Origin of the sequence: Arthrobacter alpinus (assembly GCF_001445575.1) — a bacterium.
Lineage (GTDB): Bacteria > Actinomycetota > Actinomycetes > Actinomycetales > Micrococcaceae > Specibacter > Specibacter alpinus_C.
On record NZ_CP013200.1, the window covers coordinates 2,735,424 to 2,752,146 of the forward strand.

Here is a 16,723-nt window from a genome sequence, read left to right on the forward strand (position 1 = left end):
TCTAATTCTGCAAGGGCAGCAATGAAGCGCCCCTGCGGTCGATGTAGGCCACTGCTGTGTCCTGGAATTGGTTGGTCAGCAGGGAAACCTCGCCTGCCTGCGGGTGGTGCACGGTGATCGAGTCAGATGTCATTTCCCCGGAGACAAGGGTGAAGACCAGTCGGAACCGGTCCGCGTTGCTGTCGAAAGCGTCAGGCCGCTCTGGCGTGCGCAAGTCTTCCACGGTTCGTACCCGCAGGACAGCGCCGCCGTCGGCTGTGACTTCTGTGCCTAACAGCGGCAGCCAAGCCGCCAGATCGTACGGGCCCGGAGCGCTTGCTGTGGACATTTGCGGCGCAATAGCCAGTAAGGCCAGTGTCCCCACACCCCCAGCCAGCAGCGTGCGCCTACTTAACTGCGATTTCGTGATCATGGGGCCGTGCCTTGGAAAGCCATCGAGTAGCGCAGATTCCTTACAGGCTGGCCATTGAGGTTTTCCACTTTGAGCGCCACGGGAAGATCTTTTGCAATTGTCGCTGTGCTATCCGGGTTCGTGCAGGACACGGCGGGAGCCGTCACCACACAACTTGCCCCAGAAGGCACGCCGTTGATGACAACGGTGACCTTCACACTTGCGCCCGTGCTGATCTGGACATTGAGGTGGCTGATCGTTCCAGTCGCCGGCATGATCGTCGAAGCATCTGCGAACGCCGGAACCACAGCTGAGCCGCCGGAGAGGGCTAGGAAACCAGTGGTGTCAGCGGCGTCAATGAACTTTGCAGAGCCGAGGAACACGGTGGCTCCTGAGCTGCCCGCGGGACCAGCTGGGCCAGCTGCACCCATTGGTCCCGTCGCGCCCTGCGGTCCTTGGGGTCCCGGGGCTCCGTTGGTACCGTTTGCGCCAGTAAAACCCTGAAGCCCTGAGGCTCCGATAAACCCTTGTTCGCCTTGGTTGCCCTTTTCCCCAGTAGCGCCCACGGCGCCAGCTAGGCCTTGGGGGCCCATGGGGCCTGCCGGGCCAACAAGGGGTTGGCTCCGTGACGGCCAGATGGATCCTGCTTTGGGTCCGAACATTTGGTAGCTCGAAAGATCTAGATAGAAGTCCCCATCTGATCCGGTGTCAGCGCCGGGCGTACCCGTGCCGCTGAGAACTGACTTTCCATTGCTGCCGTCAATGCCAGCAGCACCTGTTGCGCCCGTGGCCCCGGTGTTTCCCTGGACGCCCTGCAGGCCTGTCTCACCTTGTGCGCCTGTGGCTCCAGCAGGTCCGACGGCGCCAGTTTCGCCTTTCGCTCCGGCAGCACCATCTGAGCCGTCGGTTCCGGCGGCACCTGCAGCGCCGGTGTCGCCCTTCTCGCCGGTGGCTCCAATGGATCCGGTAGCGCCATCTGTGCCATTGGTTCCGGTGTCCCCCTTCGTGCCTGTGGCTCCAGCAGGTCCAGCAGCTCCGGCGTCGCCTTTCGCTCCAGCAGCTCCATTTGTGCCAGTGGCGCCCTTGCCTCCCGCAATACCTTGAGTGCCATTGGCTCCGGCAGCGCCAGCCGCACCGGGTTCGCCTTCGGCCCCAGCGTTGCCCTTGGAACCGTTGGCTCCGGCAGCGCCGTTGGCGCCAGCACTTCCAGCAGCGCCAGCGGATCCTTCTACGCCGGCCGCACCCTTAGCGCCGGCCGGGCCGGTTGCGCCAGGAGTGCCATTTGCGCCGTCTTGTCCGTCCGTACCGGCAGCGCCATCCTTGCCGTCAACGGCCGCTGCCGCATTTGTTCCCCAGGAGACTGCCACGGCGCCGTCAGAACAGTCACCAGAAGATTTGCCACTCGCAACCTGCGTCAGTGTGCCGGCAGTGTCAAGACAGGCGAAAATTGTGCTGGCGGCGGCGTCATTTCCAGGTGTGCATCCGGCGGCTAGTACAGCCACAAGAAGAGCCGTGCCCAGTATTGGCGCAGCCCGTCTGCGAGCCCGGGGCAGGGGCCTATTGAGGTTCTGTGATGATGGCGGCATGAGACCCTTTGTGCGTAGGGACGGGCCGCCAAGCGGATAACCCGTCAATTGAATTGAGTTATCCCCCATTGCTGATAACTTGGCCAATATTACTCGCACGAACTAGCTGTTTCAAAGATTACAGCCAACGGTATTAAATTTTTTCCGAAAATGCGGGAGAAAATTCCGCTCAGATCGCAATAATGCCTGCACGGCCTCCAATGTGAAGGTAGTGCAGGCATTAATAGTCGATGACCTCGCGTACCCGTGATGAGGGCCTGCGAGCAGGGCTCCACATCCTATTGACGCTCCATCAGGATGTTTACCAGATAATAAATCATGCGAATGTTTAATTACCCAAGTGGCTAACAGTAATTAGCCGATCGGATAAATTGACATCAGTTGATAACTGTACGGAGAGGTCTATTGCAGGCGCTTGCGAACCATTTCTGAGATAGCCTTGCCGTCAAATCGGCCAGCAATTTCGGCCGTTATCGGCTTCATGGCGAGGCCCATCTGGCGCATTGATAGTTCGCCCTGCTCTGCCTCAAGGCCGCTGATGATGCGGTCCACAATTGCAGCAGCTTCTTCAGCATTCAGTGCCTTGGGCAGGTATGCCTCAATAACTTCTGCTTCAGCTAGTTCTGCCGCGGCTCTGTCTGACTCACCAGCTTCGGTGTAAATTCCGGCGGTGTCATGGCGCTTGGCAGCTTCCTTTTGGAGCAAGGTGATGACCTGGGCATCATCAAACTCAACAGGGTTCTTGCCGCCCTTTTCGCGTGTCTCAATCTCTCCGAGAACGTTTCGGACAGTGGTCAGGGCAACTTTGTTGCCGGCTTTCATGTGCGCGACGACGTCGCTCTTGAGTTGTTGCTTGAGCGTGGACATTAGCTCCCTTAAATTGTTAATTGCGGCCGAACCGCGGCCGCCTACGTCAATTATCCCATCCTGACCTGGCCGCACCGTGCAGGGGGTGACGGCCGTGGCGATGTCTGGTTCAGCGGTGTCACCTGCCTCCTTGGCATGGTGCTCCTGCGGATCCAGACATCCTAGGAACGCGAAGTCGAACATGATTTCGCTATGGCGCCCTTAGTACCCGGCGTAGACTTTTCTTCATCCATAGGTAGCAGAATTCAGGTGTTGTGGATGCGAACCGAAATCAGCGACAAATGGGTGCGCGCCATGGTGGGCAGCATAACCGTGGTGGACAGCACGGCAGCCATGTTGTTCTGGGAGCAGAAGTTCCCCATACCTGTTTATGCCTTTGCCCCGGATGATGTCCGGATGGACCTACTGGTGCCAACAAGCAACGTTCCCACCGGCAGCCCTGGATTCTTCGGTCCCAAGGGACCCGTGGCCCAATGGTTTGACGTACACGCAGAGGGCCGAGTGCTGCCGAACGCTGCCTGGTTCCGGGACGCTCCGGAACTCGAGGGACGCATCACGTTCACTTGGACCCCGGATGCATTCGACCAGTGGCTCGAGGAAGAGGAGGAAGTGCACAGCCACCCGCGTGATCCCCACAAGCGTGTTGAGGCCCTCCCCAGCTCCCGCCACATCACCGTCTCGCTCGGTGGCGTGCTGCTGGCGGACAGCACTGAGCCGGTTCTGCTCTTTGAGACCTACCTGCCCACCCGCTATTACCTGCCACGCACCGACGTGCGCCTTGACCGGCTTAGTACCGGAAACAACCGCAGCCACTGCCCCTACAAGGGGTACGCCGAGGACTACTGGGATGCCCCGGGGTCACCATCCGTGGCCTGGTCATACCCGGACCCCTACCCGGCTGTGGGCCGCATCAAAGACAGGATCGCGTTCTACAACGAATCCGTTGACATCACTGTTGACGGGGTGGCAGTCCCCCGGCCACACTCCATGTTCTCCAACACCAAGAATCGGCCCGGTGACTAAACGGCGCTGACCCGGTTGGAGACTCCCGTATTCTCATAAATGTGCTCAACATCGTTCCGCGCCGTTTTCGGCGCAATGAACAGCGCCACAGCAATGGCCCTGTTGTCCAACCCACGGCAGAGTAACCTCAGCACCTCCACGTCTCTGGCCGTCAAGGCGGACGGCAGGATCCGCCGTCGTGCCTCCTGCTGTCCGGCAGCCACCAAGACACTTTCGACCGCGGCCTCCGCCAGCCTGCCTGCCGACACCTCCGGACGCAGCCGGGCAGCAGCGGTGCCCGCCGGAAGTGCGGGTCTTTGGGGACGCGGCTCGAGGTAGGTCTGGTAGGCGTCGGCCGCAGCCAGGAGGCACTGACCCGGATCCAGCCCGGAGGCACTCAGTCCGCGTAAATGGTCAAACCGTCCTGGGGCGGAACAACACACTGCCACGTAGGCGGGGGCATTGGGCGGATGCCCCATTTTTGGCCATGAATTTGCAGGCAGGCCATGTCCGGCGGGCTGCCAAGGGCCGGGCCGGTGATGTTACTGGCGCGGCCAAGGTGTCAGGAACTGGGTGGATCAGCTCTCCCGTCAGAAGTGCGGCGGCTCGCGCGGGGTTGGCCGCACCGGCGGGCTCATGGGATCTGGCGGGAAAACAGGTTCCGGAGGGGCTGGCTGCGGATAGGGCTCGTTGGGCTCGGGCGGCCGGTAAGGATCAGGTGGAGCAGGCGGGTTCGGCGGCTGGGTCGGATCCGGATGCCGGGTTGGATTTTCGGGGTCCGGGATGCTGGCGGCAGCCAACGGCCACTCACTGGAGTTCATGGGGCATTCCTTATCACTAAGTTGCAATATCACGTGAGTTGCTATGCCCCGGTCTCACGCGGTTCAACATCCGGATCCGGGGTGGTCTCTTCCTCCAGCAAGTCTGGTTCCGGCACCATCAGCTTGATGAAGTCCTCCACCGACGAGTGCTTGCCGGCCGTGCGTCCATCGCGTGCCGGGCGTTCTTCAACTGGTTCCTGGCTCATGTGCCAACGCTACTCCTGGCCGAACGGTGAGGGAACCCTTTTGGCGGCAGGTCGCCGTCATGCGTCCGAAAGGAACTCTCGGGGGCCATCACAGGAAAATGGCAGCTTCTTCGGGCATAGTTCCTTGCCATTAGACAAACGTTTCGCAAAGGGCTGGGTATGCGTAAAAAATTGATGATTTTTGGAATCTTGTTGGTGGTGGCGCTTGGCGCGGTCTGGGGCGGTAGTGCCATTTACGCCAAGATTGGCAATGAACAGGCCCCCGACCAACTCTCGCTGTCATCGCCGACCCCGGGGGCAACACCGGCTGGCACCATGGCGGCCGCCGAGCTGTCCGGCACCTGGAACATCTCGGACGGTTCGCAAGCGGGCTACCGCGTCAAGGAAGTGCTTAACGGCCAGGACGTGACGGTGGTTGGCCGGACAGGAGCCGTATCGGGGCAGGCAACCATTGATGGCACCAGCCTGGTCGCCGCAACGGCCGTGGTGGACATGGGCAACGTCACCACCGACAACAGCAGCCGGGACAGTCAATTTCAGGGAATCCTGAAAACCTCCGAATTCCCCACCTCGACGTTCGCGCTAACCTCGCCCGTGGACATTGGCGCCGTCGCCGGAGGCGCCGCAACCACCGAGGCAACGGGTCAGCTTTCGATCGCCGGTGTTACCCGGGACGTCAAGGTTGCGCTGAATGTTCAGACCACGGCGGACGGGGTCGAGGTCCAGGGCACTATTCCTGTCACGTTCTCCGACTACGGTGTTGACGCCCCAAATCTGGGCTTCGTCAAAGTGGAGAATTCCGGGGCCGTTGAAATGCTGCTGAAGCTTAAGAAGTAACCCAAAAACCTGGCCTAATCGCTGGCAAATGTGAGGCCTCGAGTGGCCAGCTCCTCCCCCAATATCCGGATGGATTTGGGCCCCACACCATGCAAGGCCAGCAGCGCCTTGGAACTGCGCGTGGTGAGCTGGGCAAAGGTGGTAATGCCCTCGTCGGCCAGCGCCCTCATTGCAGGTTGGCCGATTGAGCGTGGGAACTCGGTCGCAGCTGTGGTTATCTGCTCGGTCATGGAGCAATTCTTGCACGGTGGCCAGTGGCGCACCCCGGCAGAAATGTGACCGGGGCCGCACGCCGTCGAGCTTTGTCAGTGGCTAGGCATAGGCTTGTTACAGCAGGTTTTGTCCACGTATTGCGGGTCAGAACGAAGACCCCACAAATGCTAGGACGTGCCCTCATGATGGGACCCCATCACGCTGCCACCGGTGCTGCCGTTTGGCTGGCCCTCACCACTCAGTTCGACGTGGGACTTGGCCAACTCTCGCAGCTGATTCCAGTGCTCCCGGAAACACTGACAGTTGGCATGGGGCTGATGGATCTGACGCCCACCTCCGTGGTGGCAGGGGCTCTGGTGACCGCAGGAGCTGCGCTGGTACCGGACGCCGATCACCGGCACGCGACCATCGCCCATTCGCTGCCGCCGCTCTCTAACATCTTGTGTATCCAGATCGGCAAAATGTCTGGCGGGCACCGGCACGGCACCCATTCGATCCTTGGTATGGCCGTTTTTGTCGCCATCGCTGCGCTGGCCGGAATGTGGACTGTTGAACTCCCCGGCTACGGCACCGTGTTCCCAGGCGCAGGAATGCTGGCGGTATTACTGGCAGCCTTTGCCGGCAAGGTACTGAAAATGATTCCGGACACCATGCGTAAGTTCCCCTGGGTGCTGGGGATCGCCGTCGGTATTTTCGTCATGCTCTTTGCGCCGCAGCATGAGTATTGGTTCCCGCTGGCTATGGGTCTGGGCGTGGCTGCACATATTCTCGGCGACATGCTCACCACCGGCGGGTGTAACCTCTTGTGGCCGCTAAAGATCAAGCCGCCGCGTTGGCTGCGCAAGGTCCCCTTGGTGACTTCCATCTGGCGTCCCAGTGGCAACGTCGCCATACCCATTCTGGGAAATGCCGGCTCCGTCCGGGAGTGGCTGGTGCTGGTTCCCATCAGCGGATACGTCATCTGGGCCATTGCCGACGCTGTGTTCTCCTAAGCGCTGCTGGTTATTTCCAGTTCACGATTGCTATCAGTGCGGGGCGTTGCAGAGGGAGCCCGCTCTCTCCCATTCCAGCTTTGAGTTCCATCAGGGCGCCTTGGGCGAACAAGACTGTTAACATGGGCGCTAGCATGGCAGCAGGATCATCGGCTTCAGGGGCAGTTCAGGGCATTGACGCCAGATAGAGGAATAATACAAGGCATGTACGTAAAGATTTGTGGCCTGCAAACGGCCGAAACCATCGCTGCGGCTGTGGACGCTGGTGCTGACGCCGTTGGATTCATCTTTGCACCGGGAAGCCCGCGGACCGTCGCCCCGGAATTGGTCGCCGAGCTAGTAACAGCAGTGCCCCAGGGCATTGAAACCGTTGGGGTATTCCGGAATCAGCCCATCGATGACGTCCTAGAGATGGCTAGACAAGCGGCAGTGTCAACCGTGCAATTGCATGGTGATGAGAGCCTGGCCGACATGGCCTGGGTACACGAAGCCGGTTTTAGGTCACTACGGGCCTTCTCCGCCGACGCCTACAACGGCCTGTCCGCCGATGAAAGGCATGCTTGGGACTCCGAGCGACTCCTGCTCGACGCCGTCGAACCCGGGGCGGGGGTCACTTTTGATGCTGATGTGCTCACTGATGGAACACCTCAGGGATTCTGGCTCCTGGCCGGAGGTCTCAACCCCAACAATGTTGCCGCCGCCGTCAGTGCCCTGAAGCCCGCAGGTGTGGACGTCTCTAGTGGTGTGGAATCGAGCCGCGGAGTCAAGGACGTTCACTTGATTCGCGATTTCGTGAAGGCCGCGCGTCAATAGAGACCTGATCTGGCCCTAAGCTATCCCGGCGGAGCAATAAGGACAATAGACTGAACATAAATGTCATACTCTGTTGCATAATGGTCACTACAGGCTAGAAAACTGTCTGGTTCCGGCAACTTAATCTGGGAATGAGGGGGACATGCTTACACCGGACGATAGTGCGCTGCAGGCTGTGCGGCGCCGACATGAGCTGCGCGTATTGGAGTCATTGGCGGCCCATGGCAACCGGACTAGACGCGAACTTGAGACCGACACGAAGCTCTCCCGGACTACCCTTTCGGCGATTGTCAGTGATTTGAGACTCCGAGGCGTGGTGACCGAGAGTGAGCCGGAATTCCATGGTCGGGGACGCAGCGGCCGACCCACCAAGGTCCTTTCCCTCAACCCCAATGCCGGTGCTGCCGTGGGCATTGAACTGGGTCGACGCCGAATCAGCATTTCTGTCACGGGCTTTGACGGTTCCACAGTGGTGCGCGAGCTCAGTGCAATTTCCAGTTCGGTGTCACTTCCCGACAAAGTTGCCATGGCAGCGGACATGCTCAAGCGGCTAATCGCCGACGGACGGATCAATACGGAGACGGTCATCGGTACGGCCGTTGGTATCGCCAGCCGACATGCCAACCCGAATTCACTAGCAGACGGGGTGGAACCGCAAAGTGATCCGCAGGGAGCTTCCCTGACGTTACTGCGTGAGGTGATCCCCGGCCCCATGCTTTGGGACAACAACATCAGGCTGGCTGCCATGGCGTATGGGAAGGGTAGCGATGACCTGCTCTACGTGGTGTTGTCTGCGGGTATTAGCTCCGCCATTGTTTCCCAAGGATCGCTGATGCGAGGCGGCAATGGCATCGCAGGAGAATTGGGGCACATCAGCGTTGATTTTGCAGGACCAGTCTGTTGGTGTGGCCGTCATGGTTGCCTGGAGAGCTTCATCAACGAGGCCAATGTTCTTGTTGAAGCCGCCCATCGGGGTCAGTCATTCCAGTCCATTGAGGCTATGGCGCAGGCAGCCGCGGAAGGCAACGGAATTGCCATCAATGTTGTGTCCTGGGCCGGTGAGCTGCTAGCCAGGGCCTTGATGGGTGCCTGCGTACTGCTGGATCCGCGTCGCGTGGTCGTCACCGGTGAACTTTCGCAATTTGGTGAACTCCTCCTCGAACCTGCCAGGCGAGCACTCGCCGAGCAGAACTTGGACCTCGGGCCGCGGAGTACCGAGATTAGTGCAGCCACCTTTGCGCCTAGCGCTGGCAGTGATGGCGCATCGCAGATGGCCTTGAAGCACTGGTCGATGGCCACCGTCGGCTAGCAACTCGCTACTTGGGCCCACTGCCAGCCAGATATTCTTCTGAATGTCGGCTTCTCGGCGCCGCCCGATAGCTGCACTGGCTCATAGCTGCACTGCCCGAGTTTGCGCTCCCCCGAACTTACGTTGCCCGAGTTTCCCCTGTCCAAATGTCTATGGCAGAACAAATTCCCCACTCTTGTCCCTCCTGCTGTTCGTCCGCCTTAATATTGCCCGGATATTATGCAGCACAGCAACAATCTCTCACAGATTTATTGCACTTATGTAAACACTCTTGACAGCATGTGATGAATGCCATAAGTTTGGCGCATGGCCCCAAAAGACTCCATCGTCCAGAACGAAATTCCCCCTGCCGCTGGCGGCATACCGACGCGTAAGGACGCGTTGCAAACAAGCTCGTTGGCACCAAGTAAGAAGTCCAGCAAACCAAGCGGGCGCAAGCTTGGCCGGAAGGCATTTCTCGCCATCAACGTCGCCTCAGTAGCGGCCGGAGTGGTTGGGTGGGCGGCTGTTTCCGCTGCCGGACTCGTTGGACTACCCGGCCCCGTTGAGGTTCTGGTCCGTGGTGGCGAGCTGCTCGCCGACGGAACTCTCGCGGAGGATACTGGTGCTTCTCTTGCCCGTGTGCTCAGCGGCTTCTTGCTGGGCAGCCTCCTGGCCATTCCCATTGGGTTCCTCATGGGCTGGTATCAAGTGGGCCGCGCCATCATTGAGCCGTGGGTGCAATTCTTCCGAACCATTCCCCCGCTGGCTCTGCTTCCACTTGTTATGGTCACCATGGGTATCGGTGAAACGCCAAAGATCTTCGTCATCTTCCTCGCCGCGTTCCTCTCGTGCGTCATCTCCACATACCAAGGCGTGGTGAGCGTCGACAAGACCCTCATCAACGCAGCTCGCGTCCTGGGCGCCAATAGCTTGGTCATCTTCCGCCGCGTTGTGGTCCCGGCATCCTCACCCTTCATTCTGGTGGGCATGCGCATTGGCCTCGGCGCCGGCTGGGCCACCGTTGTGGCCGCTGAGCTCCTCGCCGCTCCCAACGGTTTGGGCATGCGCATGCAGCAAGCACAGCAGTTCTACGACATGCCCACCATCCTGGTGAACGTGCTGGTTATCGGTGTCTTGGGCCTCCTCATGGACCGCCTCTTGCTGATGATTGAAGCCCACCTGACCCGCTGGCAAGAACGCCGCTAAGGAGTAACCATGACAATTGCAACACAAAAGGCCATGATCCGCTTCGAGGACTTGCGCCAGGAATTTACACTCAGCGGCACCACTTTCACCGCATTGGACGGTGTTAATCTTGACATTGCCGACGGCGAATTTGTCACCGTGGTGGGCCCCTCCGGCTGCGGTAAATCAACCATGCTCAACGCCGCCGCTGGGCTCCTTGACCCCACCAGCGGCCGCGTCATGGTCGATGACCGGGAAGTTGACGGCCCCAGTACTCGCACCGGGGTCATCTTCCAGCAATACGCGCTCTTCCCGTGGCTCACCGTTCGCAAGAACGTTGAGTTCGGTCTCGAGCTGAAGAAGATCCCGGCCAAGGAACGCCGCGAGATAGTTGATCATTACCTTGAACTGGTGGGACTCAACCGTTTCGCTGAAGCCCTTCCCAAAGAGCTCTCCGGTGGCATGAAGCAGCGTTGCGCCATTGCGCGCGCCTACGCCGTCAATCCGGAGATTCTGCTCATGGATGAGCCCTTTGGTGCCCTTGATGCCCTGACCCGAGTCCACATGCAAGAGCAGCTGCTCCAGACGTGGACAAAGGAACGCCGCACGGTCATGTTTGTCACGCACGACGTTGACGAATCGGTCTTCCTCGCTTCCCGGGTGATCGTTATGGCCGCAAGGCCAGGACGCATTTTCAAGGAAATCAAAATTGACCTGCCCTACCCACGGACCGAAGAAATCCGGCTCTCGGATGAGTTCGCCCATCTCCGGACGCAGGTCTGGGAAGCGGTCTACCACCAGCCCGGCGTTGCCGAAGCTCACCAGTAGGACGCCTTACTTCTAGCGGTAGCCCCTTAGGGGGACTGCCTTTGCGCCGCCCCACTTGTACCAATTCCCTTCGTATGCACTGATTCCCTTCGTATGCACTGCCCAAATCATTGCCCAAATCTGGGCCAGACTCTTCTAGGAGAAATCATGACCACCAACTTTTCACGCCGAAATGTGCTCCAGCTTTCCCTGGGTGCAGCAGCCATCTCACTTTTGGCCGCCTGCGGCGCAAAGACCGAAGACGTCGGCTCCGCAGGTGCCGCCAAGGACCTCCTTGACATCAACGTTGGCTACATTGCCGACTACAACGGCGCAGCGCTGATGGCAGTTGCCGATCAAGAAGGGTACTGGGCCAAGGCTGGTTTGAAGCCCAAGTACCTGCCTTTCACCAATGGCCCGTTGGCTATCCAGGCACTGGGCACCAACAACGTTGATGTTGTCTACATCGGTTCCGGCGCCCTGTGGCTGCCCGCTTCCGGAAAGGCAGAGATCTGGGCCGTGAACTCCGTTTCAAACGCCGACCGCATCATCGCCCAGCCCGGCATCAAGACCCTGGCCGAGCTCAAGGGTAAGAAGGTAGCCGTTCCCACAGGCACCTCCGGAGATCAGCTCTTCAGCTTGGCTCTGGCCAAGGAGGGTCTCACCCGTGAGGACTTCAAGGTCACGGCCATGGAACCGCCGGCAATCGTTGCTGCTTTCGCCGCAGGACAGATCGACGGCGCCGCCCTCTGGTACCCGCTGATTGACAGTGCCAAGAAGGGGCAGCCGGATCTGGTGGAGCTCTTCTCCAACGAAGACTTCATCGATACCTTCACTTTCCCCTCGACCTTTGTGGCCTCACCGGGACGCGCCGCGAAGGACAAGGCCCTAGCTACGGGCTTCATCTCCGTCGTCAAGAGCGCCAATGACTACCGCCACGCCAACCAGGACACCACCATTGCCCTGACCGCCAAGTTCCTCAAACTCAAGGACGAGGACATGGCAGCTCAGGCCAGCGTCGCCAAGTTGTTCACCTCGAAGGAACTGGAGACTCTGTCCTCTGAAGGAACCGTCTACACCTGGCTCAACGGCCTGCAGGAGCAGTTCAAGAAGGACGAGAAAATCAAGGCCATCACCGATCCCAAGACGTTCTACAACTCCGAGCTGTTCGTCAGCACTCCGACGGTATAAGTATCAATGTCGACGTCGAACCACTCCATCAAGCGTCAGAACATGCTGTTCCTCATGACGGACCAGCAGCGCATCGACACGCTTGGTTGCTACGGCAACACCTCCTTACACACGCCCAACCTCGACAGGTTGGCTGAACGCGGCACCACCTTTGACCGGGCTTATACGCCCACGGCCATTTGCACACCTGCGCGCGCCAGCCTGCTCACAGGCCTGCAACCGTTTGAACACGGACTGCTTGCCAACTACGAATGGAACTCTGGCCACCGGGAAGAACTGCCCGACGGACTGCCAACCTTTTCGGTCGCCCTGCAGGAGCAGGGGTACCGGCTGGGCCACGTGGGCAAGTGGCACGTGGGCAAGGACCGCGGTCCCGAGCACTACGGCTTTGAAGGCATTCACCTCCCCGGCGCCTTGAACGTCTTTGACGATCCGGGCTACGAGGACTGGCTGGCGGCCAACGACTTCCCCGACTTCCGGATCTCCAGCCCTGTTTACACCACCAGGGCAGACGGCAGCCAAGGGCACCTGATTGCCGGTGTGACCGATCAGCCAACGGAGGCCACCTTTGAGGCCTTCCTTGCAGACCAAACCATTGCCAAGCTTCGGGAGTTCGCGGCGGGGGCGCTGAAGGATGAGAGCACCCCCTTCTTCCTCTCCTGCCACATCTTTGGCCCTCACCTGCCGTACCTCATCCCCCAGCAGTGGTACGACATGGTGGACCCCTCCACCATTGAACTGCCAGGGTCCTTTGCCGAGACCTTCCACGGTAAGCCCATGGTCCAGCAGGCCTATGCGGAATATTGGTCAACTGACTGCTTCACAGTGGATGAGTGGAAAAAGCTCACGGCCGTGTACTGGGGCTACGTGTCCATGATCGACCACGAAATTGGCCGCATCCTGGACGTCCTGGACGAATTGGGGTTGACGGAGAACACGGCAGTCATGTTCACCGCTGATCACGGCGAGTTCACCGGCGCCCACCGGCTTAATGACAAGGGGCCGGCCATGTATGAAGACATTTACCGAATTCCGGCCATCCTTGCCCTGCCAGGTGAGGTGGAGCGGCGCGAGGACCGCTTCATCAGCCTCCTGGACTTCACGGCCACGTTCCATGAGATTGCCGGGGCGGATGCATCGGGTGTCCACGGCCGCAGCCTGCTCCCCTTGGCTCACGGGGAGGATGTTGAGGGCTGGCGTGAGGACATCCTGTGCGAGTTTCACGGCCACCACTTCCCTTATGCCCAGCGAATGATCCGTAACAAGGACGTGAAATACATTGCCAACCCGGAAGGCATCGATGAGTTCTACGACATGATCGCCGATCCGGACGAGCTCACCAACGTCATCAATGTGCCGATCTACCGCGAACGGGTCAGCACCATGCGCCGGACCATGTACCGGCAGCTCGTGGAGCGCGGCGACAAGTTTGCCCAGTGGCTCGCCTTCGCCGGCGACATCCCCGAGCACGAGCGGGTCCGCCCGGCCACCGCCGTCGAACGTTTTATCACTGCGTAGTCCCACCCATATACGGATGCCTCTTGCGGTCCCAAGAGAAGTAAGCGAGTAATGGATTGAGAGCACTAAGAAGAACGACGACGGCCGGGCTCGCCTGTGCTGCGGCGCTGGGTCTGTTCGCAGCAGTTTTGCCAACAGCCTTCACAGCCCAGGCAGCCCCACCGGCCCAGGCCGCACCCATTGTGGTGCCGCCACCGGCTCCCGTGGCCCTGCCAAATAATCTGGCGTTGACGGGGACGGCGACGGCCCACAGCGTGGAAACCGCAATCCCTGGCAACGTTGCGGCCAACGCCATCGATGGAAAGGTAGGCACGCGGTGGTCCTCTAACGCCGGAAACGCTGGCTGGTTCCAGGTTGAGCTGGCTACTGCGGGCCCCGTTGACAACGTGAAGATCCAGTGGCCGGCCGGGGCGGCCAGGAACTACACACTGCAGACCTCCGTCGACGGCACCACGTGGACAGACGTCAAGGTCATAACCAGTTCCACCGGCCCCGCGCGCGTGGATGAAATCAAGGTTGGCGCCAGTAACGTCAAGTTCGTCCGTGCCGTGTTGGCCTCCCAGTGGGCGACCTTTGGCTATTCCATATCCGAGTTTGAAATCTATGACAAGGCCGTTCAGGCCGTACCCGCCAATCCGGCACTGGTGCCCTTGCCATCTGCCGTCGCCCAGACCGCTGACGGCACTTTCCGGCTGACTCCGTCAAGCCGCATTGTGGCCACGGGCGATGCTGTTGCGGCAGCGACGTACTTCGCCCAGAAAGCCCGCAAGAGCACGGGCTTTGCCCTTCCCGTGGTGTTCGGGACTCCCATAGCGAATGATATTGCCGTCACTGTTGCCCCGGGATTGTCCGAGGACAAGGCAGAGAGCTACGCCCTCCAGGCTGACGCCGCGGGGGTCCGGGTGGAGGCCAACACGGCTGCCGGTGCCTTGAATGGCGTCCAGACCCTCCGCCAACTGTTTCCACAGTGGATCGAGTCCGATGCAGTGGTCACTACACCGTGGACCGTGGACGGCGTGGTCATCAGCGACTACCCCCGCTATGAGTACCGCGGCATCCAGATCGATGTGGCCCGCTCCTTCTACACCGTTGATGAAATGAAGGAACACATCGACAACGCGGCACAGTTCAAGTTCAACCGCCTGCACCTTCACTTAACCGATGACCAGGGCTGGCGCATCGCCATGGACCAGCCGGCAGCGAATCCCTCGGGAATCAAATACACGGACTTGACGGACATTTCCGGCAAGACCGCCATGACCTACAACGATGCCGGCGTCATGCAGGGCACGGAACTGGGCCACACGGGCTTCTACACCAAGGCCGATTACCAAGAGATTGTGAGCTACGCCGGCGAGAACGGCATGGTGGTTGTCCCTGAAATTGACATGCCCGGCCACACCAACGCCGCACTGCACGCCATTCCCCAGCTCAACTCGGCAGGCTCAGCGCCCAAGCCGGCGCCGGGGACCGACACTCCGCCCCACCAAGGATCAGGAAACGTTGGCGGCACCACGTTTGACGCTGACAACGCCGCAACGTACGAGTTCACCAAGGAGGTCCTGACACAGCTGGCGGCCATGACCCCCGGTCCCTACCTGCACATTGGTGGGGACGAGTCCCATGTAACCCCGCATGACAAGTACGTCACCATGGTGGATGCCTTTGTTGACCAGGTACATGGCTTGGATAAGCAGGTCATTGGCTGGAACGAATACTCTTCGGCCAACTTGCCCAAGGATTCCATCGTCCAGTACTGGGCCGGCAACCGGCAAAGTACGGCTACCAAGATCTTGGCGAACAATCTCAAAGCCATCCTCTCCCCGGCTGAGAAGACCTACATCCCGCAGAAGCAGGACAATGCCCAGAGCGCAGGCGGCACGTGGGCCTGCGGCGGACCCTGCACCTTGGAAACTCACTACGACTGGAACCCCGAAAATTATCTCCCCGGCGTTATGGATGACCGGATTCTCGGGGTGGAAACCGTGCAGTGGGGCGAATGGATCCGTGGCATGGAACAGACGGAAACATACCAGTACCCTCGTGGCCTCGCCACGGCTGAAGTGGGCTGGTCTGCTCAAAGTGAGCGCAGCTACGCAGACTTCACCAAGCGTGCGGGTCAGCTTGGCGGACGCATGGCACTTCAGGACTTGACGCACTTCAAGACCACCGGCGTGAACTGGACAACGGCTCCAGATGCTCCGGCAGCAGCGCCTGCGCTGGTGGATCCGGCGCAACTGCCAGCCACATCACCGGTTGACCTGGCAGTTCCTGCCACCGAGTTCGACGGCGGCGAGTACGTCACGCTGAAGAACCTGCCGGCCAACGCCTGGCTGCTGCTGGCAGTTCACGACGGCGCCACTGCGGCCTTCTCAGCGACCAGCACCAACGGCTGGGTGCGAAGCAACGCCGCAGGTGAAGCTCCCTTGATTGTCCCCACAGGACTCACCGCTGGCGAGCACGTGGTGAGTGTTCAAATCGCCGATGGTTCCTTGGCTGGTTTCGCCAGCCTGATGATCGCCGAGGAAGCGGCCCCGGAAACGTCCGCACCCGTCACCACGCCCCCGGCAACGTTGGCTCCGACCACGGACCCCACGGTGGACCCAACAACGGATCCCACGACGGCGCCAACCACGGACCCGACCACGGACCCCACGGTGGACCCAACACTGGATCCCACCACGGACCCCACGAGTCCGTCGGCAACGACGGCTCCAAGCGACTCGGCCACCACAACAGGACCGGCCGTTACAGACCCAGCCACGGACAGCACGAACGGTGCTGCTCCTACGCAAGTAACGGCGTCGTCCGCGACACCGTCTCACGGGACCAATCAGGATGGCTTGGCCAGCACTGGCGCTAAGTCAACGCTCATGATTGGTGGTGCGCTCCTTGCGCTTCTCGCAGGTCTGGTCATTGTGGCCGGATCTAGAAGGCGCTTGAGCAAGCACTAGGTACGAGCACACAGAAGCCGGGCACCCCTAGCCGAAGGGGGCCCGGCTT

At 60.4% G+C, this 16,723-nt stretch carries 17 protein-coding genes; 10 read left to right on the forward strand and 7 right to left on the reverse strand.

Annotated elements, in window-relative coordinates:
• Nucleotide 1: 1 nt before the first annotated feature.
• The 3 genes from AS189_RS12125 to AS189_RS12135 form a co-directional block, all read right to left on the reverse strand.
• A complete protein-coding gene (locus tag AS189_RS12125) occupies nucleotides 2-412 on the reverse strand; it encodes a hypothetical protein (RefSeq protein WP_062289228.1) in 411 nt (136 codons plus the stop codon).
• Nucleotides 409-1,758 carry a hypothetical protein gene (locus AS189_RS20775; RefSeq protein ID WP_160320828.1) on the reverse strand — a complete coding sequence of 450 codons (1,350 nt, stop codon included), beginning with the start codon at nucleotides 1,756-1,758 and terminating at the stop codon, nucleotides 409-411. Before AS189_RS20775 ends, AS189_RS12125 begins: the two co-directional genes overlap by 4 nt.
• Before the next feature lie 621 nt (nucleotides 1,759-2,379).
• Nucleotides 2,380-2,844 (reverse strand): GatB/YqeY domain-containing protein, encoded by a 465-nt coding sequence (locus AS189_RS12135; RefSeq protein WP_062293571.1) that lies wholly within the window; start codon nucleotides 2,842-2,844, stop codon nucleotides 2,380-2,382.
• Nucleotides 2,845-3,102: 258 nt separating this feature from the next.
• On the opposite strand from AS189_RS12135, the gene AS189_RS12140 reads away from it, so the two are divergent.
• Nucleotides 3,103-3,867 carry a DUF427 domain-containing protein gene (locus tag AS189_RS12140; protein WP_062289233.1) on the forward strand — a complete coding sequence of 255 codons (765 nt, stop codon included), beginning with the start codon at nucleotides 3,103-3,105 and terminating at the stop codon, nucleotides 3,865-3,867.
• Here the strand turns inward: AS189_RS12140 and AS189_RS12145 are convergent.
• The 3 genes from AS189_RS12145 to AS189_RS20260 form a co-directional block, all read right to left on the reverse strand.
• Nucleotides 3,864-4,325, reverse strand: a complete 462-nt coding sequence (locus tag AS189_RS12145; protein ID WP_062289236.1) for a helix-turn-helix transcriptional regulator — start codon at nucleotides 4,323-4,325, stop codon at nucleotides 3,864-3,866. The two genes, AS189_RS12140 and AS189_RS12145, sit on opposite strands and share 4 nt — an antisense overlap.
• 111 nt (nucleotides 4,326-4,436) lie before the next feature.
• Nucleotides 4,437-4,667: a hypothetical protein gene (locus AS189_RS12150; protein WP_062289239.1), complete on the reverse strand. Its 231-nt coding sequence runs from the start codon at nucleotides 4,665-4,667 to the stop codon at nucleotides 4,437-4,439.
• A 41-nt stretch (nucleotides 4,668-4,708) separates the two neighbouring features.
• Entirely contained in the window at nucleotides 4,709-4,873 is a 165-nt protein-coding gene (locus AS189_RS20260; RefSeq protein ID WP_160320829.1) for a hypothetical protein, read from the reverse strand.
• A gap of 159 nt (nucleotides 4,874-5,032) precedes the next feature.
• On the opposite strand from AS189_RS20260, the gene AS189_RS12155 reads away from it, so the two are divergent.
• Nucleotides 5,033-5,710, forward strand: coding sequence for a YceI family protein (locus tag AS189_RS12155; RefSeq protein ID WP_062289242.1), 678 nt, complete (start codon nucleotides 5,033-5,035; stop codon nucleotides 5,708-5,710).
• A gap of 14 nt (nucleotides 5,711-5,724) precedes the next feature.
• Here AS189_RS12155 and AS189_RS12160 read toward each other — a convergent pair whose 3' ends face one another.
• Nucleotides 5,725-5,940 (reverse strand): hypothetical protein, encoded by a 216-nt coding sequence (locus AS189_RS12160; RefSeq protein ID WP_062289245.1) that lies wholly within the window; start codon nucleotides 5,938-5,940, stop codon nucleotides 5,725-5,727.
• A 165-nt stretch (nucleotides 5,941-6,105) separates the two neighbouring features.
• On the opposite strand from AS189_RS12160, the gene AS189_RS12165 reads away from it, so the two are divergent.
• The 8 genes from AS189_RS12165 (at nucleotide 6,106) to AS189_RS12200 (ending at nucleotide 16,674) form a co-directional block, all read left to right on the forward strand.
• Nucleotides 6,106-6,915 carry a metal-dependent hydrolase gene (locus tag AS189_RS12165; protein ID WP_062289249.1) on the forward strand — a complete coding sequence of 270 codons (810 nt, stop codon included), beginning with the start codon at nucleotides 6,106-6,108 and terminating at the stop codon, nucleotides 6,913-6,915.
• A 204-nt stretch (nucleotides 6,916-7,119) separates the two neighbouring features.
• On the forward strand, nucleotides 7,120-7,728 hold the full coding sequence (locus AS189_RS12170; protein ID WP_062289252.1) for a phosphoribosylanthranilate isomerase: 609 nt from the start codon (nucleotides 7,120-7,122) through the stop codon (nucleotides 7,726-7,728).
• Between the two features lie 142 nt (nucleotides 7,729-7,870).
• Nucleotides 7,871-9,037 carry an ROK family transcriptional regulator gene (locus AS189_RS12175; protein ID WP_062289255.1) on the forward strand — a complete coding sequence of 389 codons (1,167 nt, stop codon included), beginning with the start codon at nucleotides 7,871-7,873 and terminating at the stop codon, nucleotides 9,035-9,037.
• A 306-nt stretch (nucleotides 9,038-9,343) separates the two neighbouring features.
• Nucleotides 9,344-10,225 (forward strand): ABC transporter permease, encoded by an 882-nt coding sequence (locus tag AS189_RS12180; RefSeq protein ID WP_082634263.1) that lies wholly within the window; start codon nucleotides 9,344-9,346, stop codon nucleotides 10,223-10,225.
• Between the two features lie 9 nt (nucleotides 10,226-10,234).
• Entirely contained in the window at nucleotides 10,235-11,032 is a 798-nt protein-coding gene (locus AS189_RS12185; RefSeq protein ID WP_062289258.1) for an ABC transporter ATP-binding protein, read from the forward strand.
• Between the two features lie 147 nt (nucleotides 11,033-11,179).
• Nucleotides 11,180-12,202, forward strand: a complete 1,023-nt coding sequence (locus AS189_RS12190) for an aliphatic sulfonate ABC transporter substrate-binding protein (protein WP_062289261.1) — start codon at nucleotides 11,180-11,182, stop codon at nucleotides 12,200-12,202.
• 6 nt (nucleotides 12,203-12,208) lie between these two features.
• Nucleotides 12,209-13,720: a sulfatase-like hydrolase/transferase gene (locus AS189_RS12195; protein ID WP_062289285.1), complete on the forward strand. Its 1,512-nt coding sequence runs from the start codon at nucleotides 12,209-12,211 to the stop codon at nucleotides 13,718-13,720.
• 56 nt (nucleotides 13,721-13,776) lie between these two features.
• Nucleotides 13,777-16,674: a family 20 glycosylhydrolase gene (locus tag AS189_RS12200; RefSeq protein WP_082634264.1), complete on the forward strand. Its 2,898-nt coding sequence runs from the start codon at nucleotides 13,777-13,779 to the stop codon at nucleotides 16,672-16,674.
• The last annotated feature ends 49 nt before the right edge of the window (nucleotides 16,675-16,723 follow it).